The sequence below is a fragment of the Acidovorax sp. ACV01 genome, from assembly GCF_014851495.1.
Taxonomy (GTDB): Bacteria; Pseudomonadota; Gammaproteobacteria; order Burkholderiales; family Burkholderiaceae_C; genus Acidovorax; species Acidovorax radicis.
Genome location: NZ_JACUZT010000001.1, coordinates 168402 through 192139, shown reverse-complemented (window position 1 = coordinate 192139; position 23738 = coordinate 168402). Strand labels below are relative to the sequence as shown.

Sequence of the window (23738 nt, the reverse complement as noted above, 5' to 3'; positions counted from 1 at the left end):
TTGATCAGTCGTCTTCGGTGGCGCTGATGTCCGGGAACAGCACTTCGGTAAAGCCGAACTGCGTGAAGTCGCGCACCCGCATGAGGTAGAGCTTGCCAATGAGGTGGTCGCACTCGTGCTGCACCACCCGGGCATGAAAGCCCTCCACCGTGCGGTCGATCGGGTCTCCATACGGATCAAACCCGGTATAGCGAATGCGCGACCACCGAGGCACCTTGCCACGCAAACCTGGGACGGACAGGCAACCTTCCCAATCCTCATCCTCCTCATCACCAAGCGGCGTGATAACCGGGTTGAGCAAGACGGTGCGAGGGACCACCGGCCGGTCCGGGTAGCGCGGATTGCGCTCGCCAGAGCCAAAAATCACGAGCTGCAGATCCACGCCGATCTGCGGTGCGGCAAGCCCCGCACCATTGACAGACTGCATGGTGTCGAACATGTCGCGCACCAGAAGGTGGAGCGCATCGGTATCGAACTCAGTGACGGGCTGGGCAATGCGCAGCAGGCGCGGATCGCCCATCTTCAGGATGGTATGGATGGTCATCGAAGGTGCATTCAGTTTAAGGGGAGGAAGCGGCACACGCGCAGCTGCGGCAGCATAGCGCGTGCGCGCCCGTCGTGGAGCGACCAGCGCATTCACAATACAGGGCATGTCCCAGCCCCCACCCGAGTCCCCCGAGGACACCACACCGCAACTGCGCACCCTGCCCTGGCCCGTGCGCTGGCTGCTGCTCGTGTTTGCCGTGCTGTGCCTGGTCATGGGCATCATTGGTGTGATCGTTCCCGGGCTGCCGACCACGGTGTTCATCTTGATGGCAGCATGGGCCGCTGCACGCAGCTCGCCACGGCTCTATCGCTGGCTGTGGAACCACCGCTTGTTCGGCCCCCTGCTGCGCAACTGGGCCCAGGGAGGCAAGGTCAGTCGGCGGGCCAAGTGGAGCGCCACGCTGCTCATGGCACTCAGCGGCATCGTGCTGTTCGCCACGGGCTCCCGCCCCTGGGTAGCAGGTATTGCGATCACCTGCATGGTCTGCGTGGCGGCCTGGCTGTGGCGCCGGCCGGAGCCCTGAAGAGCCCCACTCAGCGAGTGCTGGCGGCGCATGGGGTGATTCCTGCATCGCTCCTTCACCACCCCTCCGTATCACCGCATTTGCATGCTCGAACAAGCTGCAGAATCTTTAGAGGCCCCATTTTTATGTATATAATCTAAGTCTTGTTCCTCGATAGCTCAGTCGGTAGAGCGCCGGACTGTTAATCCGTAGGTCCCTGGTTCGAGCCCAGGTCGAGGAGCCAAGAATTTGCAGGCCCTGCATGTGTACGCGGGGCCTTTTACATACCGATCATTCCTCGATAGCTCAGTCGGTAGAGCGCCGGACTGTTAATCCGTAGGTCCCTGGTTCGAGCCCAGGTCGAGGAGCCAGCCAAAAAAACCCACCATGTTCACGCATGGTGGGTTTTTTTATTTCCACCATTGAACACGCCAACCCACACTCAGCCTGCCTGACAATAAGTCTCTTTGCATTGCCACCCCATGCCCCCGCAACTGCCTTGGCTGGAGCCCGAAGACCCGCTACCCCCTCCTGCGGATGCGTGGGGGCCCACCGACCCTGCCCCCGGACTCTTGGCCGCGGGTGGCGCACTGGATGCTGCACACCTCAAAGCGGCCTACGCTCAAGGCACCTTCCCCTGGTATGGCCCAGGGCAGCCCATCCTCTGGTGGGCACCCGATCCGCGCATGGTCTTGCACGTCGCGAACTTCAGGTTGCATCGGTCTCTGCGCAAAACCCTGCAGGCATTCAGAACCAATACATCCTGCGAAATCCGCGTGGACCACAACTTCCGGGATGTCATCACGGCCTGCGCCGCCAAAGAGCGGGATGGCCAGGCAGGCACCTGGATCGTGCCCGAGATGGTTGAGGCTTACACCCGCCTCCATGCAGCAGGCCATGCCCATAGCGTCGAAACCTGGGTTGATGGACAACTGGTCGGTGGCCTGTATTGCGTTGCCCTCGGGCAGGCGGTGTTCGGTGAATCGATGTTTGCCCACGCTACCGACGCATCGAAGATCGCGCTTGCTGCCCTGGTGAGCCTGTGTCGCCATCAGGGCGTGGCAATGATTGATTGCCAGCAGAACACCCGGCATCTGGCCTCACTGGGAGCCCACGAGATCTCCCGAGCCCAGTTCCTTGCCCATATCCAGAACGCCCAAAATCGCCCGGCGCTCTCATGGTTGTTTGACCCCGTATACTGGAACGAGCTGCTGCCCTCCACAGTGCCCATGGCATGACGCAACTCAACGACCTCCCACTGCAGACCCTGCAGTTCTACGCGACAGCCCCCTACCCCTGCAGTTATCTGCCGGACAAGCAGGCACGGTCGCAGGTAGCCACGCCCAGCCACCTCATTCAGAGCGATGTGTATTCCGACCTCGTGGCCAAGGGATTCCGCCGCAGTGGCATGTTCACTTACCGCCCTTATTGCGATGGTTGCCAGGCTTGCACCCCCTTGCGTGTGCTGGTGAACGAATTTCGGCCAGATCGGAGCCAGCGGCGCGCCACTGTACGTCACAGCAACCTGCAAGCGAGGGTATTGCGTCTGTGTTTTGTCCCCGAGCACTATCAGCTGTACTTGCGCTACCAGAACGGTCGCCATTCGGGCGGCGGCATGGACCATGACAGCATCGACCAGTACACGCAGTTTCTGCTGCAAAGCAGGGTGAATTCGCGCCTTGTTGAATTCCGCGAAATCGATGCAGCAGGCGAACCCGGTGCACTCAAGATGGTCTCCATCCTGGATGTGCTCGACGACGGGCTTTCAGCGGTCTACACCTTCTACGAACCCGAGCCGCACTGCAGCTATGGCACCTACAACGTGATGTGGCAGCTTGCGCAGGCACGCTCCCTGGGCCTGCCCCACGTTTACCTGGGCTACTGGATCGAGGCCAGTCCCAAGATGAACTACAAGGCACGCTTTCACCCCCACGAGATCCGGACCGATGGCCAATGGCATCGCGCCAGCCTGAGCGTGAATCAGAGCGCATGAATGCAGGGTTGCATTTCACAAGATAAAATGCTGCGGCCGTCACTGCATCGCCGCCCATGAAAAAAAACGATCCCAGCATCCCCGTCAAACCCAGCGTTCAGGTGCTTGAACGCATGTTTACGCTGATCGATGTTCTGGCATCACGCGAAGAAGCAATCTCTCTCAAAGAAATCAGCGAAAAAACGGGGCTGCACCCTTCCACAACGCACCGTATCCTTAACGACCTCACGATCGGCCGCTTCGTGGATCGACCGGAGTCCGGCAGCTACCGACTGGGCATGCGCCTGCTGGAGCTCGGCAACCTCGTCAAAGCGCGCCTGAGCGTTCGTGATGCGGCGCTGACCCCGATGCGCAATCTGCACAAGCTCATCCAGCAACCCGTCAATCTGAGCATGCGCCAGGGCGATGAAATTGTGTATGTGGAGCGGGCCTACAGTGAGCGCTCCGGCATGCAGGTGGTCCGCGCCATTGGTGGTCGCGCCCCTTTGCACCTTACCTCCACCGGCAAGCTCTTCCTGGCCCTGGACGACCCCCAACGCGTGCGGGCCTACGCTACCCGCACGGGGCTTGCAGGACACACCCGCAACAGCATTACCCAGTTGCCCGTTCTGGAGCGGGAACTCGCCAAAGCGCGCCAGTACGGCATCGCCCGCGACAACGAGGAACTGGAATTGGGCGTGCGCTGCATGGCAGCGGGCGTCTACGACGACCAAGGCAAGCTGGTGGCGGGCCTGTCCATATCGGCGCCGGCGGACCGCCTGGATGAAGGATGGCTTCCGAAACTCCAAGCCACCGCCAACGAGATTTCCTTCGCTCTGGGCCACACACCGAACGTGGAAGCATCAGCAGCTGGTGATGCCAGCTTGCGCACCAATCTCCGCTGAGAACCCCGTGCGCACTGCAGTGGCAGCGGGCGCTACTTCGCACGAAAAGGCCGACACAGGCAGCAACGCCTGGTCGGCCTATTGATCACACCTCTCAGAGACCCCTGACTCTTGGCGGCCCTGCAGGCCACCAGTGCCAGCGCTAGCGGGCGAAAGTGGACGGCTGCGCACCGTTGGCAACGGCCCGAGCTTGCAGCGGTACTGCCAGCGCTGGCATCGACTCCACCCAATGGCGCACACGCTCGGCATCCCCCAGACGACTGAATTTGCCAGCGGAATCCAGAAACACCATGATGAGCTTGCGCCCGGCAATCTGGGTCTGCATCACCAAGCAACGCCCTGCCTCGGAAATGTAGCCAGTCTTCTGCAGGCCAATGTCCCAGGTGGGATTTTTTACCAGCCCATTGGTATTGTTGTATTGGAGTGTCCTTGGACCCACCGCCACCTCGTACCCAGGAGAGGTCGACAGTTCACGCAGCAAGGGATCGCCATGCGCCACATTCACCAGGGTGGCCAGGTCGCGGGCGCTGGACTGGTTGCGGCTGGAAAGGCCCGTGGGCTCCACATAGCGGGTATCAGTCATGCCCAGCAGGCGGGCTTTTGCATTCATCTGCACCACAAAAGCTTCGAGCCCGCCAGGGTATGTGCGACCCAGCGCATGGGCTGCACGGTTTTCACTGGACATGAGCGCAAGGTGGAGCATCTCGCCCCGGGTCAACGTGGAACCCACCATCAGTCGCGAGCGGCTGCCTTTTTCGGTATCCACATCGTCCTGGGTGATCGTGATCGGTTCATCCATCGGCAACTTGGCTTGCGAGATGATCACGCCCGTCATGAGCTTGGTCAGGGATGCAATGGGAAGCACCGCCTGATCGTTCTTGCTGAGCAAGACCTCGTGCGTGTCCTGGTCGATGACGAGTGCAACACTGGACTTGAGATCCAGTGGATCGCTCACTTCGTGCAATCCCGCTATCTGCCCGAAAGACTGCTTGGCGGGCACAAAGGCCACCCGGGTCGGGACCTTGGCAGTCTTGGCCGTGATGCGAACCGTCCGGGTGTTGGCAGCAACCTTGCGGGCTGGCGCGACACGCTTGGCGTTGGCCGTGCCGGCTTGCTGCTTTTTGATCGGCGCTTTGGACCGATCCACTGCGTGCGCGACCGGCGCTACCAGCGCCGTGCTGACGACGACAAAGCCCAAAAGTTGAAGAAAACGATTCACTGCGGCGCGGTGGCGATGGTGCATCAAAGTGCTCCAAACGGTAATAAGTGTTGAGCAGTGTACAGAATCAAAAAAAGTCGCGCAAGATCAATACCTTGCACGACTTTCCAAGAAAGTGAATGAAATTATAAATTGATCATTCAACCCTGTGCAGCCACCCGGTCAGCTTTACTTTGTAACTTGTTCAACGCGCTCAGGTAAGCCTTGGCCGAGGCAACAACGATATCGGGATCTGCACCCACACCGTTAACCACGCGACCGCTGTTCTGCAGACGCACGGTCACTTCGCCCTGGCTTTCGGTCGAGCCACTGATGGCATTCACCGAGTACAGCACCATTTCCGCACCGCTCTTGACATGCGATTCGATCGCCTTGAGCGAAGCGTCCACAGGGCCATTGCCCTCGGATTCGCCGCGCACTTCCAGGCCGTCCACGGTGAAGACAATGCGGGCGCGGGGGTGTTCACCCGTTTCGCTCTGCTGGAACAGGGAAACAAAGCCGTATTGCTCCTTCTCGGCAGCCACGCTCTCGTCGCTGACCAAGGCCAAGATATCCTCATCGAAGATCTCACTCTTGCGGTCAGCCAATTCCTTGAAGCGGGTGAAAGCGGTGTTGACTTCGGTTTCACTGTCCAGGCTCACCCCCAGTTCTTGCAAACGCTGCTTGAAGGCGTTGCGGCCACTGAGCTTGCCCAGCACGATCTTGTTGGCCGACCAACCCACGTCTTCGGCGCGCATGATCTCGTAGGTGTCGCGCGCCTTGAGTACGCCATCCTGGTGGATGCCGCTGGCGTGGGCAAAGGCATTGGCACCCACCACCGCTTTGTTGGGCTGCACCACGAAACCGGTGGTCTGGCTGACCATGCGGCTGGCAGCCACGATGTGCTTGGCGTCGATATTCAGATCAAGGTTGAAGTAGTCGCGGCGCGTCTTGATGGCCATGACAACTTCTTCGAGCGAACAATTGCCCGCACGCTCGCCCAGGCCGTTGATGGTGCATTCCACTTGGCGGGCGCCGCCAATCTTCACGCCGGCCAGCGAGTTGGCCACTGCCATCCCAAGGTCGTTGTGGCAGTGCACCGACCAGATCGCCTTGTCGCTGTTGGGGATCCGCTCGCGCAGTGTCTTGATAAAGTTGCCGTACAGCTCGGGAATCGCATAGCCCACGGTGTCGGGCACGTTGATGGTGGTGGCGCCTTCGGCAATCACCGCTTCGAGCACGCGGCACAGGAAGTCCGGGTCGCTGCGGTAGCCATCCTCGGGGCTGAATTCGATGTCACCCACCAGATTGCGCGCAAAACGGACCGATTGTTTGGCCTGTTCAAGCACCTGGTCGGGTGTCATGCGCAGCTTCTTCTCCATGTGCAGCGCAGACGTGGCAATGAAAGTATGGATACGGGCACTGGCCGCCCCTTTGAGGGCCTCGGCTGCACGCGAAATATCACGGTCATTCGCACGGGACAGCGAGCAGATCGTGGACTCCCGGATCGCGTTTGCAATCGCCTGCACCGCCTCGAAATCTCCGTTGGAGCTGGCCGCAAACCCGGCTTCGATCACGTCCACCTTCAGGCGCTCCAGTTGGCGGGCAATACGGAGCTTTTCGTCCTTGGTCATTGAGGCGCCTGGGGACTGCTCTCCGTCGCGCAAGGTGGTGTCGAAAATAATCAGTTTGTCAGCCATGTGGTTTCTCCTGGTACTGGTGGGTGGCGGGGTCAGTCCGCAACGCTAAAAATCTGGCGCCCAAAACAAAAGGCCCGTTGCGGGTGCATACGGGCCTTTGTGGAAAAGTGTGCGCGTGCGCCTACTGTCTCCGCCCGTGGGGAGGTAGCAGTAGGGCCAACGCAAACGTATTCATGCAATGCAATGTAGCACATGTCGCAAATGATGCCGTAGTCACTTGTGGAGCCCGCGCTCGTCGGGCTCATCGGTCGATGTGCTGATCACACTGCTGTGCTGCCCTTTTGCTTTGCGCCAGGCGTACACGCCATAGCCACTGATGCCATAGAACACGAACACGCCAAACAACACAATGGGGGGGTGGATGTTGATGATGGCGATACCCAGCGCGATCAGCACGATCGCCGCAAAGGGCACGCTTTTTTTCATCTGGATGTCCTTGAAGCTGTAGAACGGCACATTGGTGACCATGGTCAGGCCTGCATACAGCGTGAAGGCAAACATGGTCCAGGTGATCTGGTTCCAGGACATCCAGAGGTCTTCGCCCGGATGCACACCCAGTTCGGTCATCAACCAGATGAAACCGGCCACCAGGGCAGCTGCGGCGGGGGACGGCAAGCCCTGGAAGTAGCGCTTGTCCACGACGCCGGTATTCACATTGAAGCGCGCCAGACGCAGGGCCGCACAGGCGCAGTACACAAAAGCGGCAATCCAGCCCCAGCGACCCAGGCCCTGAAGCGCCCATTCGTAAGCAATGAGCGCGGGAGCTGCCCCAAAAGACACCATGTCGGAGAGCGAATCCATCTGCTCACCAAACGCACTCTGTGTGTTGGTCATGCGCGCCACACGGCCATCGAGGCTGTCGAGCACCATGGCACAGAAGACGCCCACGGCCGCCATGTCAAAGCGACCATTCATGGCCATCACGATGGAGTAGAACCCCCCAAACAAGGCCGCCAGTGTGAACAGGTTGGGCAGGATGTAGATGCCCTTGCGCCTTTTGCGCACCATCACACCAGGGTTGTCGGTGGACTCATTGCCGTCATGCATCAAAAGACCTCCAGCGCTTGCCGATATTGCGCAAGCAGCTATTAAATTTATAGTATTCAGCAATTTCCCGCAGGACAGGCAGGTCGCCGTGCGTGCAAAAGGCGAAGGCCGCAGTGTAGCGCCTGCCCACAGGGCCCACCGCCAATGAAAAAGGCCACCGAAGTGGCCTTTTGACGCTTCAGGAATGAAACATCAGTTGCGGGTCTGATCGACCAGCTTGTTCTTGGCGATCCAAGGCATCATGGCGCGCAGTTGGCCGCCCACCTTTTCGATGGAGTGGTCAGCCGTGTTGCGGCGGCGGGCCGTCATGCTTGGGTAGTTCAGGCGGCCTTCCTGGATGAACATCTTGGCGTAGTCGCCGTTCTGGATGCGCTTCAGAGCATTGCGCATGGCAGCGCGCGACTGCTCATTGATCACTTCAGGGCCGGTCACGTACTCGCCGTACTCGGCGTTGTTCGAGATCGAGTAGTTCATGTTGGCAATGCCGCCTTCGTAGATCAGGTCCACGATGAGCTTGAGCTCGTGCAGGCACTCGAAGTAGGCCATTTCAGGGGCGTAGCCGGCTTCGACCAGGGTTTCGTAACCCATCTTGATCAGCTCGACGGCACCGCCGCACAGCACGGCCTGTTCGCCGAACAGGTCGGTTTCGGTTTCTTCCTTGAAGTTGGTCTCGATGATGCCGGCCTTGCCGCCGCCGTTGGCAGCGGCGTAGCTCAGGGCCAGGTCACGGGCCTTGCCGGACTTGTCCTGGTGCACGGCGACGAGGTGGGGCACGCCGCCACCCTGGGTGTAGGTGTTGCGCACGGTGTGGCCAGGGGCCTTGGGGGCGACCATCCACACGTCCAGGTCAGCGCGGGGCACGACCTGGTTGTAGTGCACGTTGAAGCCATGGGCGAAGGCCAGCGAAGCGCCTTGCTTGATGTTGGGTTCCACGTTGTTCTTGTACACGGCTGCGATGTCTTCATCGGGCAGCAGGATCATGACAACGTCAGCGGACTTGACGGCGTCGTTGACTTCCAGAACCGTCAGGCCAGCCTTGCCGACCTTGTCCCACGATGCACCGCCCTTGCGCAGTCCGACCACGACCTTCACGCCACTGTCGTTCAGGTTTTGTGCGTGGGCATGGCCCTGCGAGCCGTAGCCGATGATGGCCACGGTCTTGCCCTTGATCAGGCTCAGGTCGGTGTCTTTGTCGTAGAAAACTTTCATGGGTCGCTCCGGTTGAAATGCGTTGTTGGGGGTTGAAAAATAAACAGTCGATTGTCTTACATCGGGTTGGGATTCGGCCGGATGGCTAGGCGGGGAGCCGCAGGCAGTGCTGTAGCACGGCAAGGCTCCCCAACGACGCTAGCCGGTCGAAGGCCAATCCGTCACACGCGCAGAATGCGCTCGCCGCGGCCGATGCCGCTGGCACCAGTGCGGACGGTCTCGAGAATGGCCGTGCGGTCAATGGCCTGCAGGAAAGCGTCGTTCTTCGACTGGTCGCCGGTGAGCTCGATGGTGTAGCTCTTCTCGGTCACGTCGATGATGCGGCCACGGAAGATGTCGGCCATGCGCTTCATCTCCTCGCGCTCCTTGCCCACCGCACGCACCTTCACCATCATGAGCTCGCGCTCGGTGTAGGCACCTTCGGTGAGGTCCACCACCTTCACAACCTCGATGAGGCGGTTCAGGTGCTTGGTGATCTGCTCGATCACGTCGTCGGAGCCCGTGGTCTGGATCGTCATGCGCGAGAGCGATGGATCCTCGGTGGGCGCCACGGTGAGCGATTCGATGTTGTAGCCACGGGCAGAAAACAGGCCCACGACGCGTGACAGCGCACCGGGTTCGTTTTCCAGCAGAACGGCAATGATGTGTTTCATGATGAAGAGATTCCTCTTTTCGCTGCCCTCCCCCGTGCACGGTAATACACAGGCTTGGCAGGCAATAGATTCGTCAAAAAAAGTGATTGCTATCTATCTGATAGCTATTAGCGCTTGATGAACAAGCGCTGGAGGCCGATTTGGCTTAAAGGTCTTCCGACCCCAGCAACATTTCGGTGATGCCCTTGCCCGCCTGGACCATCGGGAACACGTTCTCGGTGGGATCGGTCCGGAAGTCCATGAACACCGTGCGGTCCTTGAGTTTGCGCGCTTCGCGCAGCGCGGGCTCCACATCCTTGGGGTGCTCGATCAGCATGCCCACATGGCCGTAGGCCTCGGCCAGCTTCACGAAGTTGGGCAGCGCGTCCATGTAGCTGTGGCTGTAGCGGCCGGAGTACTCGATCTCCTGCCACTGGCGCACCATGCCCAGGTAGCGGTTGTTCAACGAGCAGATCTTGATCGGCGTGTTGTACTGCAGGCAGGTGGACAGCTCCTGGATGTTCATTTGCACCGAGCCTTCGCCCGTGATGCAGAACACCTCAGAATCCGGCTTGGCCAGCTTGATGCCCATGGCGTAGGGAATGCCCACGCCCATGGTGCCCAGGCCACCGGAATTGATCCAGCGGCGGGGTTCATCAAAGCGGTAGTACTGCGCGGCCCACATCTGGTGCTGGCCCACGTCGGACGTGATGTAGGTGTCGACGTCCTTGGTCATGTTCCACAGCGTCTCGACCACATACTGTGGCTTGATGACGTCGGGACTGCCCATGCTGTACTTCAGGCAGTCGCGCTTGCGCCAGCCTTCGATGGTGTCCCACCAGGCAGCCAGCGCGCCGGCGTCGGGGCGGGTGCTGCTCTCGCGGATCATGGAGATCAGCTCGGTGAGCACATCCTTCACGTCACCGACGATCGGGATGTCGACCTTCACGCGCTTGGAAATGCTCGACGGGTCGATGTCCACGTGGATGATCTTGCGGTCGTTCTGGGCGAAGTGCTTGGGGTTGCCGATCACGCGGTCATCGAAGCGTGCACCCACGGCCAGCAGCACGTCGCAGTTCTGCATGGCGTTATTGGCTTCGATGGTGCCATGCATGCCCAGCATGCCCAGGAACTTGCGGTCCGAGGCCGGGTAAGCCCCCAGGCCCATCAGCGTGTTGGTGACCGGGTAGCCCAGCATGTCCACCAACGTGCGCAGCTCGTTGGTGGCATTGCCCAGCAGCACGCCGCCGCCGGTATAGATATAGGGACGCTTGGCGGCCAGCAGCAGTTGCAGCGCCTTGCGGATCTGGCCACCATGGCCCTTGCGCACCGGGTTGTACGAGCGCATTTCCACACTTTGTGGATAGCCGCTGTACGGCACCTTCTTGAAGGAAACGTCCTTGGGCACATCCACCACCACGGGGCCAGGGCGGCCGGTGCGTGCAATGTGGAAGGCCTTCTTCATCGTCATGGCCAGATCCTTGGGATCCTTGACGAGGAAATTGTGCTTGACGATGGGGCGAGTGATACCAACCGTATCGCATTCCTGGAAGGCATCCAGCCCGATGGCGGGCGTGGGCACCTGGCCGGAAATGATCACCATCGGAATGCTGTCCATGTATGCCGTGGCAATACCCGTGACCGCATTGGTCAGGCCAGGGCCCGAGGTGACGAGCGCCACACCGACTTCGCCCGTGGCTCGGGCATAGCCGTCGGCAGCATGCACCGCAGCCTGCTCGTGGCGCACCAGCACGTGCTGGATGGTGTCTTGCTTGTAGAGCGCGTCGTAAATGTAGAGAACCGCACCACCGGGGTAGCCCCAGATGTACTGGACGTTCTCAGCCTGAAGCGACTTGATGAGGATCTCAGAACCCATGAGGTCCTGCGAGCCGGAAGCGGAGGGAGTGTTGCCCTGCGAAGCAGCGGCCGCCGAACTGAGTTCAGCCTTGGAGATTTCCATGATCGATCAACCTTTGTGAATTTCTCTGACGAAAAACCTTGGGTGCTCCTTGCACGCGCTCTTGTGAAGCCAGCTTGGAACTTGAGGCCAAGGACATGGGCGGGATGATTGCCGCGCCGGACCGTGACCCGTTTGCCTTTTGAATTGCAGAGGCGATTATCGCACTGCAACACATGTAAAACCGCCGACCGTCTAAAAAAACCCCCGCGGATGCGATAATCAAAGGCTTCACGTACCGGATAGCCACATTTTTTGCGGCTACACCCGCAACGATCCCCTCCCGGGCTGACCCCTCTTGGCAACCGAACGAGAACTCTCCGATTTCCTCAAAAGTGTAGAAAAGCGCGCATTCAAGCGCTCGGTCTACCACGTTCGCAATGAGGAAGCGGCGCTCGACATCGTGCAGGACAGCATGCTCAAGCTGGCGGAGCACTACGGAGACAAGCCGGCAGCAGAGTTGCCGATGCTTTACCAGCGGATTCTTTCCAACTGCACGCTCGACTGGTTTCGCCGCCAGAAAACCCGCAATGCACTGTTTTCGAGCATGAGCGACTTCGAGGGCCCTGGCGAAGATGGCATGGATTTTGATCTGCTGGAAGCGTATTCGGGACCGGACGATGGGGAACGGGCGGAGAGCGCCGAGGATCTGACCCGCCGGGCGCAGATCTTTCACGGCATCGAAGCCGAAATCGCCGAACTGCCTCCACGTCAACGGGAAGCGTTCCTCATGCGTTACTGGGAAGAAATGGATGTTGCAGAAACGGCGGCCGCCATGGGCTGCTCCGAGGGCAGCGTCAAAACGCACTGTTTTCGTGCCATACAAACCCTCAGCAAGGCACTGAAGGCCAAAGGAATCGAGCCATGAACACTGTACAAACCCCATCGACACAGGCAGAAGCTGCAGCAGAGCGCTTTGCGCTGCGCGTCGCGGCGCGGTTGTCGGGCGGCGCCGACGAATTGCCTTACGACATTTCCGAACGGCTGCGCGCCTCGCGCATGCAGGCACTGGCCAAGCGCAAAAAAGACATCGTTCCGGTGCGCCTGGCTGCACCCGTGGTGGTGCATGCGGGTGGCAGTGCCACGCTAGGCCGTGGTGGCAACGAAGGTGGCAGCTGGTGGAATGCGCTGGTCTCTGCCGTTCCGCTGATGGCGCTGGTGGTGGGACTGGTGGTGATCAACATTGCCCAGGATGAAAACAGCGTCAACGATGTGGCCGAAGTGGATGCCGCCCTGTTGACCGATGATCTGCCGCCCGCAGCCTACGCAGACCCCGGCTTCGTACAATTCCTTAAAACCTCTGCACCGTCGAACTGAGCCCGCCCCCGACAACGTACTGCATGCACCCAAGTTCTCCAGACGCTTCCCCCGCCCTGCCAGCCTTCGTGCTGGCTTTGGCGCTCTTGGGCGTGCTCGCCGCAGTGGGTGGCCAGGTGCTGGTGCAGATGCGCATGGCACCGGGTACTTTGCTGTCGGCGGGTGCAGAAGCGGCGGTGGCAAGCCCCAACAATGCCCGCACACCCTCCCGGCAGGGCACCACGGCGGTGCCCCAGGTTGAGACCGGCCCGGGCTGGGAAACCCTGACCACGCCCCAAAAAATGGCGTTATACCCACTGGCGGAGCGCTGGGCCCTCATCAGCGAGGCGCAAAAGCGCCGCTGGCTGGCGCTGGCAGCCAATTTTTCGCTGCTTCCCGAGGAGGAGCAGGCCAAGTTCCATGACCGCATGACGGATTGGGCCAGTTTGAGCGCACAGCAGCGCAACCAGGCCCGGCTGAACTACGCCGTGACCAACCGGCTCGCACGTGACGACAAACGCGCCCAGTGGGAGGCCTACCAGGCACTGTCCGACGAAGAAAAACGTGCATTGGCAGCACGTGCGGCCCCCAAACCCAAGGGTGCCGCCACGGCACTGCAGCCCGTGTCGCCCAAGAAGCTGGCCCAGGTTCCAGCGGCCACACAGGCCAACCCCAGCCGCCCGAACGCACCGAAGATCCCGCCGCTCGACCACAGTGCACCCCGGGTGGCGGCGCCAGTCACCCCCGCAGCGCCCCCGGCGACGGGCGCATCCGCGCAAAACCCTGCGCCTACGGTGGTCGAGACGGCACCCGTTTCGGTGCCAGTGGCGGTGCCAGCGGCATTGCCGCCTCTGGGCGCTGGCTCCGCAGAAACAATCCCCGCTGCCCCCACGGTCACTCCCGACAATTCCGGCCTGTACCCCCAATAACCCGCCGCTGACCGGCACCCTCCGCCTCGTTTTCGCTCCCTGGAATGACCGCCACCCCTCCCGCACCTGCACCACAGGCAACCCCCTCGGAAACCCTTTCTGCAGTTGCCGTCGGCCACACGCCCAATTTGTGGCGCCGCATGGCCTGCTGGCTGTATGAAGGCATGCTGATGTTCGGGGTGGTGTTCATTGCCGGTTATCTGTTCGGCACCCTCAGCCAGACCCGCCATGCCCTGGACAACCGGCATGCCCTGCAGGCGTTTCTGTTCGTGGTGTTTGGCATCTACTTCACCTGGTTCTGGGCCAAAGGCCAGACCCTGGCCCAGAAGACCTGGCTCATCCGCGTGGTGGATGCCGCCGGGCAACCCATTACCCAGGCGCGTGCACTGTTGCGCTATCTGCTGAGCTGGGTGTGGTTCCTGCCGCCCCTGGCAGCCTATCTGTTGGGTGTCTCGGCCATTGAAGTGCTGGTGCTGCTGTTCGGCTGGGTGGCTATCTGGGCCATCCTGAGCCGCTTTCATCCACAGCGGCAGTTCTGGCACGACGCGATGGCAGGTACCCGCCTCGTGCATTTCGAGCTTCCGAAAAAGTAGCGCCCCAGGGCGGGCGGCTGCGCCCGCTGTCATGCGGCTGCGAGACAATACCTTCATGCCCCTGCCCCCACCTGAGTCCATCGCACCTGCCAACCCTCAAAAGACCCGCACGGGCTTGAACCGCATCTGGCACGCGGCGGGCTACTCCCTTGAAGGACTGCGCGCGGGGTGGAACGAAAAGGCATTCCGCCAGGAAGCTGTTGCCGCCATGGTGCTGCTGCCCGTGTCGCTGTGGCTGGGGAAAAACTGGGTAGAAACGGCCCTGCTGGCAGGCTCTGTGGTGATCGTGATGATCGTGGAGCTGCTCAACACCGGCATCGAAACCGCCATCGACCGCATTGGCCCCGAATGGCACGACCTTTCAAAACGCGCCAAGGACATGGGCAGCGCCGCTGTGCTGCTGGCCCTGCTGCTGTGCATGGGCATCTGGGGCGCAGCTGTTTTTCAGAGGATTCTTCATGGCTGAACCTGCTTTTTCCGTTTGTGTGTACTGCGGCTCGCGCCCCGGGGAGAACCCAGCCTTTGCCGACGCGGCCAAGGCCGTGGGCCGGTGGATTGGCCAGCACGGCGGGCAGCTGGTGTACGGCGGCGGCCGCAGCGGCTTGATGGGTACGGTGGCCGAGGCCACGCGCTTGGGCGGAGGGCGTGTGGTGGGCGTGATTCCCCAGGCCCTGGTCGACAAGGAACTGGCCAACCGCCAATGCGACGAGCTGCACATCGTGCAGACCATGCACGAACGCAAGGCCATGATGGCCGAACGCAGCGACGCCTTTTTGGCCCTGCCCGGCGGCATCGGCACCTTCGAAGAACTGTTTGAAGTGTGGACCTGGCGCCAGCTGGGCTACCACGACAAGCCCCTGGGCTTGCTGAATGTGGCGGGCTACTACGACGGCCTGCTGGGCTTCTTGCAGACCAGCGTGGCCAGTGGCTTCATGGGCGAATGGCAAATGGGCCTGCTGCACGCCTCCACCGATGCCGAGGCCCTGCTGCGCACGCTGGTGCAAGACGCGGGGCCAGACCAAGCCCCTGTCCCGCTGCGCTCGGTGATCTGACTGCGGGTAAAACTGGCGCGACCCAAGCCAGCGACCGCCGCGCAAGGGCCGCCCCGCCGCGCTGGCGGTGTCCCCCTTCCCGAATGGTGCGGCCATTCGAGAGAAGGGGGAAGGCGCGAAGCGACTCAGGGGGTTGCCACCCTATACCGCCGCGTCGTCCAAATCACCGGTGCGAATCCGCACCACACGCTCCACGGCCGTCACAAAAATCTTGCCGTCCCCGATCTTGCCCGTGCGCGCCACGTTCACGATGGCGTCCACGCAGCGGTCCACGTCCTCGGTCTTCACGACGACCTCGACCTTCACCTTGGGCAGAAAGTCCACCACATACTCTGCGCCACGGTACAGCTCGGTGTGGCCCTTCTGGCGGCCAAAACCCTTCACCTCGGTCACGGTGAGGCCGGTCACGCCACATTCGGCCAGGGCTTCGCGGACTTCTTCGAGCTTGAAGGGCTTGATGACGGCGGTGATCATTTTCATGGCGTGTCTCCTGGAGGATGTAAAAAATGGGGGCTGAAGGCGCAACGCCGAAGCGTCATGCCCTGAATTTGCTGGTGATAGGGTAACGCCAGTCCTTGCCGAAGCTGCGGCGCGTGACGCGAATCCCTACAGGAGCCTGGCGGCGTTTGTACTCGTTGAGCTTGATGAGGCGTGTCACGCGCTCCACATCGGCGCGCTCAAAGCCGCTCGCGATGATGGACTCGATGGGCTCATCGTTCTCCATGTAGCGCGCCACGATGGCGTCCAGCACCTCGTAGGGCGGCAGGCTGTCCTGGTCCTTCTGGTCGGGCCGCAGCTCGGCGCTGGGCGGGCGCGTGATGATGCGTTCGGGGATGGGACCCACGCCCGTGCCATACGGGTCGTTCGCATTACGCCAGCGGGCCAGGTCGAACACGCGGGTTTTGGCCACGTCCTTGATCACCGCAAAACCACCCGCCATGTCGCCATACAGCGTGCAGTAGCCGGTGGACATCTCGCTCTTGTTGCCCGTGGTGAGCACGATGGAGCCGAACTTGTTGGACAGCGCCATGAGCAGCGTGCCCCGGATGCGTGCCTGCAGGTTTTCTTCGGTCGTGTCTTCGGGCAGCCCTGCAAAGTCGCTGGCCAGCGCGGCCTTGAAGGCCTCGAACTGCGGCTTGATCGAGATCTCGTCATAACGCACGCCCAAACGCGTGGCCATGTCGCGCGCATCGATCCAGCTGATGTCGGCCGTATAGGGCGAAGGCATCATCACCGTGCGCACCTTGTCTGCCCCCAGAGCATCCACGGCCACCGCCAGCACCAGGGCGGAATCGATGCCACCCGACAGCCCGAGCAAAGCGCCCGGGAAGCCATTCTTGCCCACATAGTCGCGCACGCCCAGCACCAGGGCATCCCACAAGTCGGCCTCCAGGCTTTTCTCTGGGGCTATCTCCGCTTCAATTTTGATAGCTTCTTGCGCTTGATGGACCTGCGCAAACACCAGTTTTTCTTCAAAACTCGACCCCCGGCAGGCCACCGAGCCATCGGCGTTGAGCGCGAACGAGCGGCCTTCAAACACGACCTCATCCTGGCCGCCAACCAGGTGCGCGTACACGAGTGGCAAGCCCGTCTCGGCCACACGCTCACGCATGGTCTGCTCACGTTCGGCGCCTTTGCCCAGATGGAACGGCGATGCGTTGATGACCGCCAGCAGCTGTGCACCCGCCGCCGCGGCATCCCGTGCGGGGGCGGCAAACCAGGCGTCTTCGCACACCAGCACACCCACGCGCACGCCTTTCACCTCGAACACGCAGGGCGCGCTGCCCGCCACAAAGTAGCGGCGCTCGTCAAACACCTGGTAGTTGGGCAGCTCGCGCTTGGCATAGGTCTGCTCGATCTGCCCGTCGCGCAGCACGCTGGCGGCGTTGAAGCAGGCGCTGAATGCCGGTGCGTCGGCCGACACGGCCTGCGGGTGGCCCAGCACGATGGCCAGGCCTTTCAACCCTGCCGTCTCGCAGGCCACGGTTTTCACGGCATCATCGCAGGCCGCAATGAACGCGGGGCGCAGGAACAGGTCTTCGGCCGCATAGCCGCAAATCGCCAGCTCGGGCGTCAGCAGCAATCTTGCCCCCTGGGCATAGGCCTCGCGGGCCGCCGCAATGATCTTTTGGGCGTTGCCGGGCATATCGCCCACAACAAAGTTGAGCTGCGCAGTGCAAATGGAGAGCGTCATGGAACTGGAATCGGCCCCTGCGGCCAGGTTGAATACTGCCCACACGGGCCCGCAGCTTGCAAAACAAAACCGGGGTGTGCATGGCTGAATCTGCCATTATCGCCCGCGTACTTGCCTCTGTGCTGGAGGTGGATGCTGCGGCTTGGAACACCCTTCTGGCCCGGCAAAGCCATCCCACGCCCTTCATGCGCCGCGAGTACCTGGCCGCCCTGGAAGAAAGCGGGAGCGCCACGCCCCGCACCGGCTGGGCGCCACGTTTCATGACCCTGTGGGACGGTGACACGCTGATTGCCGCCTGCCCGCTGTACCTCAAGAACCATTCCTACGGCGAATACGTCTTCGACTGGGCCTGGGCCAGCGCCTACGAGCAGCACGGCGTGCCCTACTACCCCAAGGCCGTGATCGCCGTGCCTTTCACCCCCGTGCCGGGCACCCGTCTGATGGCGCGCGACGATGCCGCGCGCGCCTTGCTGGTACAGGCGGTGTGCCAGTGGTGCGAAGACGAAAACGTGTCGTCCGTGCACATCCTGTTTGCCAGCGACGACGATGTGCTGACCAGTGCGCAGCAGGACTTGATGCTGCGGCATACCGTGCAATTCCACTGGAAGAATGTGGCCCCCACGCTCCCCGCTGCGCGTGGTTCGCTGCCCCATGCCGGGGAAGGGGCTCCGGCTTCACCAGAGCGTGGGGCCCTCACCGCTCTGGGACAGCCCGGCGGCGGCGAGAACGCGCCCCCCACACTGGTCGCTGCGCCTGATGCGCCCTCCGCCAAAGGTGCCTTGCCCGGCGGCGACTCAGGTCAACCGTTCACAGATTTCGACCACTTCCTCGCCAGCCTCGCCCAGGACAAGCGCAAGAAGATCCGCCAGGAGCGCCGCCGCGTGGCGGATGCGGGGGTCACCTTCCGCTGGTCACGCGGCGCGGACATCAGCGCGGCCGACTGGGATTTTTTCTACCGCTGCTACGAACGCACCTACCTCGAACATGGCAACCCGCCCTACCTCACGCGGGACTTCTTTGCCCGCATGGCGGCGCACATGCCCGAGGCCTGGCTGCTGTTTGTGGCCGAGCGCGATGGCCTACCGATTGCTAGTAGTTTGATAGCTATCAGCGCTTTACCATCAAGCGCTAGCAGCCAAAAAGACCAAAGATTGGTAGCCTACGGCCGGTATTGGGGTGCGCTGGAGCGCGTGGACTGCCTGCACTTTGAGGCCTGCTACTACCAGCCCCTGCAGTGGTGCATCGACCATGGCGTGCAGCGCTTTGAAGGCGGCGCCCAAGGCGAACACAAGATGGCCCGCGCCCTGCTGCCCGTGCAGGCCACCAGCGCACACTGGCTGGCGCACCCGGCCTTTGCCGAGGCGGTGGAGCGGTTTCTGGCACGCGAAAGCGAGGGGGTGGGGCACTACCTGAGCGAACTGCAAGAACGCAGCCCGTTCAAGACGGGCTGAGCCGGCGCAAAGCCGCTCCATGGCCGCCGGAGCACCTTTGGGCGGCCAGCATCGGGGCACATTTCGTCGCCCGTGTGGCCCATCGCCAGCTCGAGCCCACGCCAGCTTGCACCAAGCTGACAACACCAACGCCGCGTTGGATGTGCCCAACCTCGGGTTCTCCCGACCTCGGCACAGCTTTTGCAACGGCATACTGGCGGCCGCCCGCACCACGGGCTGTGCACCACGGCGGCCCATCCGCCCGCCCGTAACCCCAAAGCCCCTTATTCATGGCCGCTCCCCAGCATGTCCCGTTTCTGACGGTGGAAGACGAAGACGACTGGGTCGTCTCGTTCGCGCTCGGCCCGCAAGGTGTCCACCGCCTCACACTGGTGCGCACCCCCCGGCTGGAGTTCATGCTGCGGCCCGAGCAGCGCGGCGTGTCGGTGGGCGCCGAAGCGGGCCAGCGCCCCGCCCTGCTGGTCGCGGTGCAGTGGGGCCCCAAAAGCGTGGACGTGGTGTCCACCGCCAAGCGCTACAGCCTGGACATCAGCAAGGTGGACAACGCCACCCGCACGGCGGCACTGCGTGTGCTGGGCAAGATGAACTTTGACCAGCGGTTTCAGCTGGCAGGCAACTAACTAGCTAGCTAGCTAGCGTGCGCTGAGGGCCTGCAAAAAGCTCACAAATAGATAGCATCTAGCGCTTCCTGCATAAGCGTTACAGGCTGATTTCATTCAAATTTTCTGGCCGGCGCCGTCTGCCAATGCGGTCCACTTGCGCTCGCTGCCGGCAGACTCCACCACCTTTTCAATAAAGCGCACGCCCTCGGCCCCGTCTTCCACGCGCGGGTAATCGGCCTCCAGCGCGCCGGCGGTTCTGCCTGACGCCCGGGCGCGGATGTCGGCCGCCACGCCCAGGTAGACGTTGGCAAACGCCTCGATGAAAGCCTCGGGGTGCCCTGCCGGAATGCGCCCCGCGCGCAGGGCCGACTCGCTGAGCCAGGGCGAGCCACGCGTGAGGATGCGGCGCGGCCCGTCCACCGGCGAATGCACAAGGTGGTTGGGGTCCTCCTGCCGCCAGGTGATGGTGCCCAGCGTGCCGGACACCTGCAGGCGCACATCGTTCTCCAGCCCCGCCGCCACCTGCGACGCGACGATCACGCCGCGTGCGCCACCGGCATAGCGCAGCAGCAGTTGCGCATCGTCGTCCAGCCGGCGGCCGGGGCCGAAGGTGGTGAGGTCAGCGCACAGCGCCTCGGGCCGCTGGCCGGTGACGGTGGCGGCCAGGTTCTCGGCATGCGATCCGATGTCGCCCATGGTGCCCACCGCGCCGCTGCGGGCGGGGTCCAGCCGCCAGTCGGCCTGCTTGTTACCCCCGCCCTGCTCCACCGCCGTGGCCAGCCAGCCCTGGTTGTATTCCACGGTCACCTTGCGCAGCGTGCCCAGGGCGCCGCTCTGCACCAGGTGGCGGGCCTCGCGCACCATGGGGTAGCCGGTGTAGTTGTAGGTCACGCCGAACACGGTGCCCGCCTTTCGCACCGCCGCCACCAGCTCATCGGCCTGCGCGCTGGTGTGCACCAGCGGCTTGTCGCACACCACATGAAAGCCCGCCTGCACAAAGGCCAGGGCCACCGGGTGGTGCACATGGTTGGGGGTGACGATGCTCACCAAGTCGATGCGGTCATGGGGGCTGCGGCGCAGCTCGTCGGCCAGCAGGTCCTGCCAGCTGCCGTGGTTGCGGTCGTCCGCCAGGCCCAGCTCGGCGCCGGATGCGCGGGCCCGCTCGGGCGAGGATGACAGAGCGCCCGCCACCAGCGCGAACTGGCCGTCGAGCGCCATGGCCTTGCGGTGCACCGCACCGATGAAGGCGCCGTGGCCGCCGCCCACCATGGCGTAGCGGAGCTTGCGTTCAGAAGACATGGAGAGCCCTATTTCTTGGTTGTGGTTATCCATTGCGTTGCGCGGGACCGACGAAACTGGCGCGGCCCAGGCCAGAGCCGCCGCGCAAGGGCCGCCCCGCCGCGCTGGCGGCGTCCCCCTTCCCGCGCGCAGCGCGAGAGAAGGGGGAAGCGGCGCAGCCGCTCAGGGGGATGCACTTCATCTATTGCGGGCAAACACGGCGTCGAACGCGCCGACTGCGGGCTTGAAATCCAGCCGCCTGCAGAACGCCGCGCTCTCGGTGGCGCCATGCACGCGGTCCATGCGGCTGTCCTCCCACTCCACCGAGAGCGGGCCCTGGTAGCCGATGTCGTTGAGCGCGACGATGATGGATTCGAAATCGATCATCCCGCGCCCCACGCTGCGAAAGTCCCAGTTGCGCCGGGCATCGCCAAAGCTGGTGTGGCCGCCGAACGTGCCCACCGTGCCATCGCCCTTGCCCCACCACACGTCCTTCATGTGGGCGTTGTAGATGCGGTCGGCAAACCGGCGGATGAACTTGATGTAGTCCACGCCCTGGTAGGCCAGGTGGCTGGGGTCGTAGTTGAAGCCAAAGCGCTTGTTGCCGCCCACCGCCGCAATCGCGCGCTCGGCCGAGGCGATGTCGAACGCGATCTCGGTGGGGTGCACCTCCAGCGCAAAGTTGATGTCGTGCTCTTCGAACACATCGAGGATGGGGCCGAAGCGGTCTGCAAAGTCCACGAACCCCTTGTCCCAATACGCCTGCGTGGTGGGCGGAAATGCATAGATCGAATGCCACACCGACGAGCCTGTGAAGCCCGTGACCGTCTTCACGCCGAACTTCGCGGCGGCACGCGCCGTGTCGGCCAGCTCGGCCGCTGCGCGCTGGCGCACACCCTCGGGCTCGCCATCACCCCACACATGCGGAGGAAGGATGGACTGGTGGCGCTCGTCGATCAGGTCGCACACGGCCTGGCCCACCAGGTGGTTGCCGATGGCAAAACACTGCAGGCCGTGCTGGGCCAGCAGTGCGTGTTTGTCTTTGACGTATTGCGCAGAGGCCAACGCCTCCTGCACATTGAAATGGTCGCCCCAGCAGGCCAGCTCCAGGCCGTCGTAGCCCATGCTTTTCGCCAGCGGCGCGAGTTCTGCCAGGGGCAGGTCGGCCCACTGGCCGGTGAAAAGGGTGACGGGTCTTGGCATGGTGGGTCCTGCTCAAAGAAGGCGATTGGGGTTGTCTGTGTTCACTGCCCTCTACCCAACCGTTCAGCCTGAGCCTGTCGAAGGCCGGGGCGCGGCTTCGACAGGCTCAGCCCGAACGGTTGGGGTGGTTGGGGCGGTCAGGTGACGGAGAGGCAAAGGCCTATCGCAGACCCAGCAAGCACCAATAACTATGCTTTTAATAGCTATCAGTCCTTACTGAATAAGCGCTAGAGGCCAATTTGACTCATATTTCCATCAGAACGGCGAGTCCGGGAAGTAGAAGCTCTTGGCGTTTTCCTTTGTGATCAGCACCGACGGGATGATCGTCGTCGCCGGCAGCTTCTCGCCCTTGATGCGCGCTTCGGCCGTGAGCTTGATCGAGTCATAAATGAACTTGGGGCTGTACGACACATTGGCCTGGATCAGCGGGTTGCTCCCGTCGGCCAGCGTCTTGATCATGCCCTTGGCACCGGCACCGCCAAACACCAGCTTGATGTCCTTGCGCTTGGCCTGCTCGATGGCCTTGAGCACGCCCACGGCCATGTCGTCGTCGGCCGCCCACACCGCGTCGATCTGCGGAAAGCGCGTCAGGTAGTCCTGCATCACCTTGAAGGCGTCGTCGCGGTTCCAGTTGGCGTACTTGGCGTCCAGCAGCTTGATGTCGGGGTGGTTCTTCAGCACCGCGTTGAAAGCGTCCATGCGCTCGTTGTCCAGCGTGGTCGCAATGCCGCGCATGGCCACCACGTTGCCCTTGCCGCCCAGCGCCTTGGCGATGTACTCGGCCGGAATCTTGCCAAACGCCGTGTTGTCACCGGCCACGTACGCGTCCTGCGCGCTGGTGTCGGTCAGGCCGCGGTCCACCACCGTCACGTACACACCCTTGGCCTTGACCTGGGCCACGGGCTTGGTCAGCGCGGCCGATTCAAACGGGAAGATCACCAACGCGTTGATCTTGTTCACCGTGACCAGGTCCTGCAGCTGGTTGGCCTGCTCGGGCGCGCCGCCTGCCGTCTTCACGATGACCTGCAGGCCGGGGTGGGCCTTTTCCAGGTCCTTCTTCGCCTGGTTGGCCCAATACACGATGCCGCCGGTGAAGCCGTGCGTGGCCGACGGAATGGCCACGCCCACCACCGTCTTGTTGGCCTGCGCCATCGCCGGGCCTGCCAGCGCCAGTGCGGCTGCGGCACCCACGGCCGAGAGGGCTAGGCGGCGGGTGAAGGACGAAGTAGATGTCTTGCTGTTCATGATGCGTTGTCTCCTGTTGCTGTTGCTGTTGCTGTTGCTTTGCTGAAAATGGCCATGAAAGCCTGGCCGACTGGGGAACACTGACGAAATCAAAAACCGGTGGAAGCGCTTCGGAAAAGGTGCAAGCACCTGGGGCCTGCGCCACTCGCCCGTTCGCCCTGAGCCTGTCGAAGGGCTGTCACCATGGGGCGCGAGTGCCCAGGCTTCGACAGGCTCAGCCCGAACG

The 23738-nt window shown here is 62.5% G+C and carries 24 protein-coding genes and 2 tRNA genes; 14 read left to right on the top strand and 12 right to left on the bottom strand.

From position 1 onward, the window contains the following. Window positions 1-4: 4 nt before the first annotated feature. The gene (gene def / locus IB243_RS00940; RefSeq protein WP_192424370.1) at window positions 5-544 is read right to left on the bottom strand and encodes a peptide deformylase; all 540 of its coding nucleotides are present in this window, start codon (window positions 542-544) and stop codon (window positions 5-7) included. Between the two features lie 106 nt (window positions 545-650). On the opposite strand from def, the gene IB243_RS00935 reads away from it, so the two are divergent. From IB243_RS00935 to IB243_RS00910, 6 genes are all read left to right on the top strand, one after another. Further along, window positions 651-1070 (top strand): YbaN family protein, encoded by a 420-nt coding sequence (locus IB243_RS00935; RefSeq protein WP_057223717.1) that lies wholly within the window; start codon window positions 651-653, stop codon window positions 1068-1070. A 147-nt stretch (window positions 1071-1217) separates the two neighbouring features. Then, window positions 1218-1293, top strand: a tRNA-Asn gene (locus IB243_RS00930). Window positions 1294-1344: 51 nt separating this feature from the next. Then, a tRNA-Asn gene (locus IB243_RS00925) sits at window positions 1345-1420 on the top strand. Between the two features lie 111 nt (window positions 1421-1531). Beyond that, entirely contained in the window at window positions 1532-2287 is a 756-nt protein-coding gene (aat, locus tag IB243_RS00920; protein ID WP_192424368.1) for a leucyl/phenylalanyl-tRNA--protein transferase, read from the top strand. Next, entirely contained in the window at window positions 2284-3042 is a 759-nt protein-coding gene (locus IB243_RS00915; protein ID WP_192424366.1) for an arginyltransferase, read from the top strand. Before aat ends, IB243_RS00915 begins: the two co-directional genes overlap by 4 nt. A gap of 56 nt (window positions 3043-3098) precedes the next feature. Continuing rightward, window positions 3099-3926: an IclR family transcriptional regulator gene (locus IB243_RS00910; RefSeq protein WP_010461118.1), complete on the top strand. Its 828-nt coding sequence runs from the start codon at window positions 3099-3101 to the stop codon at window positions 3924-3926. Window positions 3927-4068: 142 nt separating this feature from the next. Here IB243_RS00910 and pbpG read toward each other — a convergent pair whose 3' ends face one another. The 6 genes from pbpG to IB243_RS00880 all read right to left on the bottom strand — a co-directional run bounded on the left by pbpG (window position 4069) and on the right by IB243_RS00880 (window position 11672). Further along, a complete protein-coding gene (pbpG, locus tag IB243_RS00905) occupies window positions 4069-5169 on the bottom strand; it encodes a D-alanyl-D-alanine endopeptidase (protein ID WP_192424364.1) in 1101 nt (366 codons plus the stop codon). Between the two features lie 116 nt (window positions 5170-5285). Beyond that, window positions 5286-6824 (bottom strand): 2-isopropylmalate synthase, encoded by a 1539-nt coding sequence (locus IB243_RS00900; protein WP_192424363.1) that lies wholly within the window; start codon window positions 6822-6824, stop codon window positions 5286-5288. A 213-nt stretch (window positions 6825-7037) separates the two neighbouring features. Continuing rightward, a complete protein-coding gene (pssA, locus tag IB243_RS00895) occupies window positions 7038-7871 on the bottom strand; it encodes a CDP-diacylglycerol--serine O-phosphatidyltransferase (RefSeq protein WP_192424361.1) in 834 nt (277 codons plus the stop codon). Window positions 7872-8063: 192 nt separating this feature from the next. Beyond that, on the bottom strand, window positions 8064-9080 hold the full coding sequence (ilvC, locus tag IB243_RS00890; protein ID WP_055393779.1) for a ketol-acid reductoisomerase: 1017 nt from the start codon (window positions 9078-9080) through the stop codon (window positions 8064-8066). A 161-nt stretch (window positions 9081-9241) separates the two neighbouring features. Further along, window positions 9242-9733: an acetolactate synthase small subunit gene (ilvN, locus tag IB243_RS00885; protein ID WP_007857867.1), complete on the bottom strand. Its 492-nt coding sequence runs from the start codon at window positions 9731-9733 to the stop codon at window positions 9242-9244. A 145-nt stretch (window positions 9734-9878) separates the two neighbouring features. Next, a complete protein-coding gene (locus IB243_RS00880) occupies window positions 9879-11672 on the bottom strand; it encodes an acetolactate synthase 3 catalytic subunit (RefSeq protein ID WP_010461113.1) in 1794 nt (597 codons plus the stop codon). A gap of 295 nt (window positions 11673-11967) precedes the next feature. On the opposite strand from IB243_RS00880, the gene IB243_RS00875 reads away from it, so the two are divergent. Genes IB243_RS00875 through IB243_RS00850 form a run of 6 tightly spaced genes read left to right on the top strand, consistent with a single transcriptional unit; the run spans window position 11968 to window position 15539 of the window. Next, window positions 11968-12537, top strand: coding sequence for an RNA polymerase sigma factor (locus IB243_RS00875; RefSeq protein ID WP_010461112.1), 570 nt, complete (start codon window positions 11968-11970; stop codon window positions 12535-12537). Then, complete coding sequence (locus tag IB243_RS00870; protein ID WP_010461111.1) at window positions 12534-12986, top strand: DUF3619 family protein; 453 nt, start codon at window positions 12534-12536, stop codon at window positions 12984-12986. The genes IB243_RS00875 and IB243_RS00870 overlap by 4 nt, the downstream gene beginning before the upstream one ends. Before the next feature lie 23 nt (window positions 12987-13009). Then, window positions 13010-13894 (top strand): DUF3106 domain-containing protein, encoded by an 885-nt coding sequence (locus tag IB243_RS00865; protein ID WP_192424359.1) that lies wholly within the window; start codon window positions 13010-13012, stop codon window positions 13892-13894. 44 nt (window positions 13895-13938) lie between these two features. After that, window positions 13939-14487 (top strand): RDD family protein, encoded by a 549-nt coding sequence (locus tag IB243_RS00860; RefSeq protein WP_082606743.1) that lies wholly within the window; start codon window positions 13939-13941, stop codon window positions 14485-14487. 55 nt (window positions 14488-14542) lie between these two features. Continuing rightward, window positions 14543-14953 carry a diacylglycerol kinase gene (locus IB243_RS00855; RefSeq protein WP_192424357.1) on the top strand — a complete coding sequence of 137 codons (411 nt, stop codon included), beginning with the start codon at window positions 14543-14545 and terminating at the stop codon, window positions 14951-14953. Further along, window positions 14946-15539: a TIGR00730 family Rossman fold protein gene (locus tag IB243_RS00850; RefSeq protein WP_192424355.1), complete on the top strand. Its 594-nt coding sequence runs from the start codon at window positions 14946-14948 to the stop codon at window positions 15537-15539. Before IB243_RS00855 ends, IB243_RS00850 begins: the two co-directional genes overlap by 8 nt. A gap of 141 nt (window positions 15540-15680) precedes the next feature. Here the strand turns inward: IB243_RS00850 and IB243_RS00845 are convergent, their stop codons facing one another. Beyond that, window positions 15681-16019 carry a P-II family nitrogen regulator gene (locus IB243_RS00845; RefSeq protein WP_007857855.1) on the bottom strand — a complete coding sequence of 113 codons (339 nt, stop codon included), beginning with the start codon at window positions 16017-16019 and terminating at the stop codon, window positions 15681-15683. 55 nt (window positions 16020-16074) lie between these two features. Next, window positions 16075-17733 (bottom strand): NAD+ synthase, encoded by a 1659-nt coding sequence (locus tag IB243_RS00840; protein WP_192424353.1) that lies wholly within the window; start codon window positions 17731-17733, stop codon window positions 16075-16077. An 80-nt stretch (window positions 17734-17813) separates the two neighbouring features. On the opposite strand from IB243_RS00840, the gene IB243_RS00835 reads away from it, so the two are divergent. Beyond that, window positions 17814-19184 carry a GNAT family N-acetyltransferase gene (locus IB243_RS00835; RefSeq protein WP_192424351.1) on the top strand — a complete coding sequence of 457 codons (1371 nt, stop codon included), beginning with the start codon at window positions 17814-17816 and terminating at the stop codon, window positions 19182-19184. A gap of 269 nt (window positions 19185-19453) precedes the next feature. Further along, a complete protein-coding gene (locus tag IB243_RS00830; protein ID WP_057272737.1) occupies window positions 19454-19804 on the top strand; it encodes a hypothetical protein in 351 nt (116 codons plus the stop codon). Between the two features lie 96 nt (window positions 19805-19900). Here IB243_RS00830 and IB243_RS00825 read toward each other — a convergent pair whose 3' ends face one another. From IB243_RS00825 to IB243_RS00815, 3 genes are all read right to left on the bottom strand, one after another. Then, complete coding sequence (locus IB243_RS00825; protein ID WP_192424349.1) at window positions 19901-21085, bottom strand: Gfo/Idh/MocA family protein; 1185 nt, start codon at window positions 21083-21085, stop codon at window positions 19901-19903. Between the two features lie 177 nt (window positions 21086-21262). Then, window positions 21263-22267 carry a sugar phosphate isomerase/epimerase gene (locus IB243_RS00820; protein ID WP_192424347.1) on the bottom strand — a complete coding sequence of 335 codons (1005 nt, stop codon included), beginning with the start codon at window positions 22265-22267 and terminating at the stop codon, window positions 21263-21265. 255 nt (window positions 22268-22522) lie between these two features. Beyond that, window positions 22523-23512: a substrate-binding domain-containing protein gene (locus IB243_RS00815; protein WP_192424345.1), complete on the bottom strand. Its 990-nt coding sequence runs from the start codon at window positions 23510-23512 to the stop codon at window positions 22523-22525. Window positions 23513-23738 lie beyond the last annotated feature (226 nt).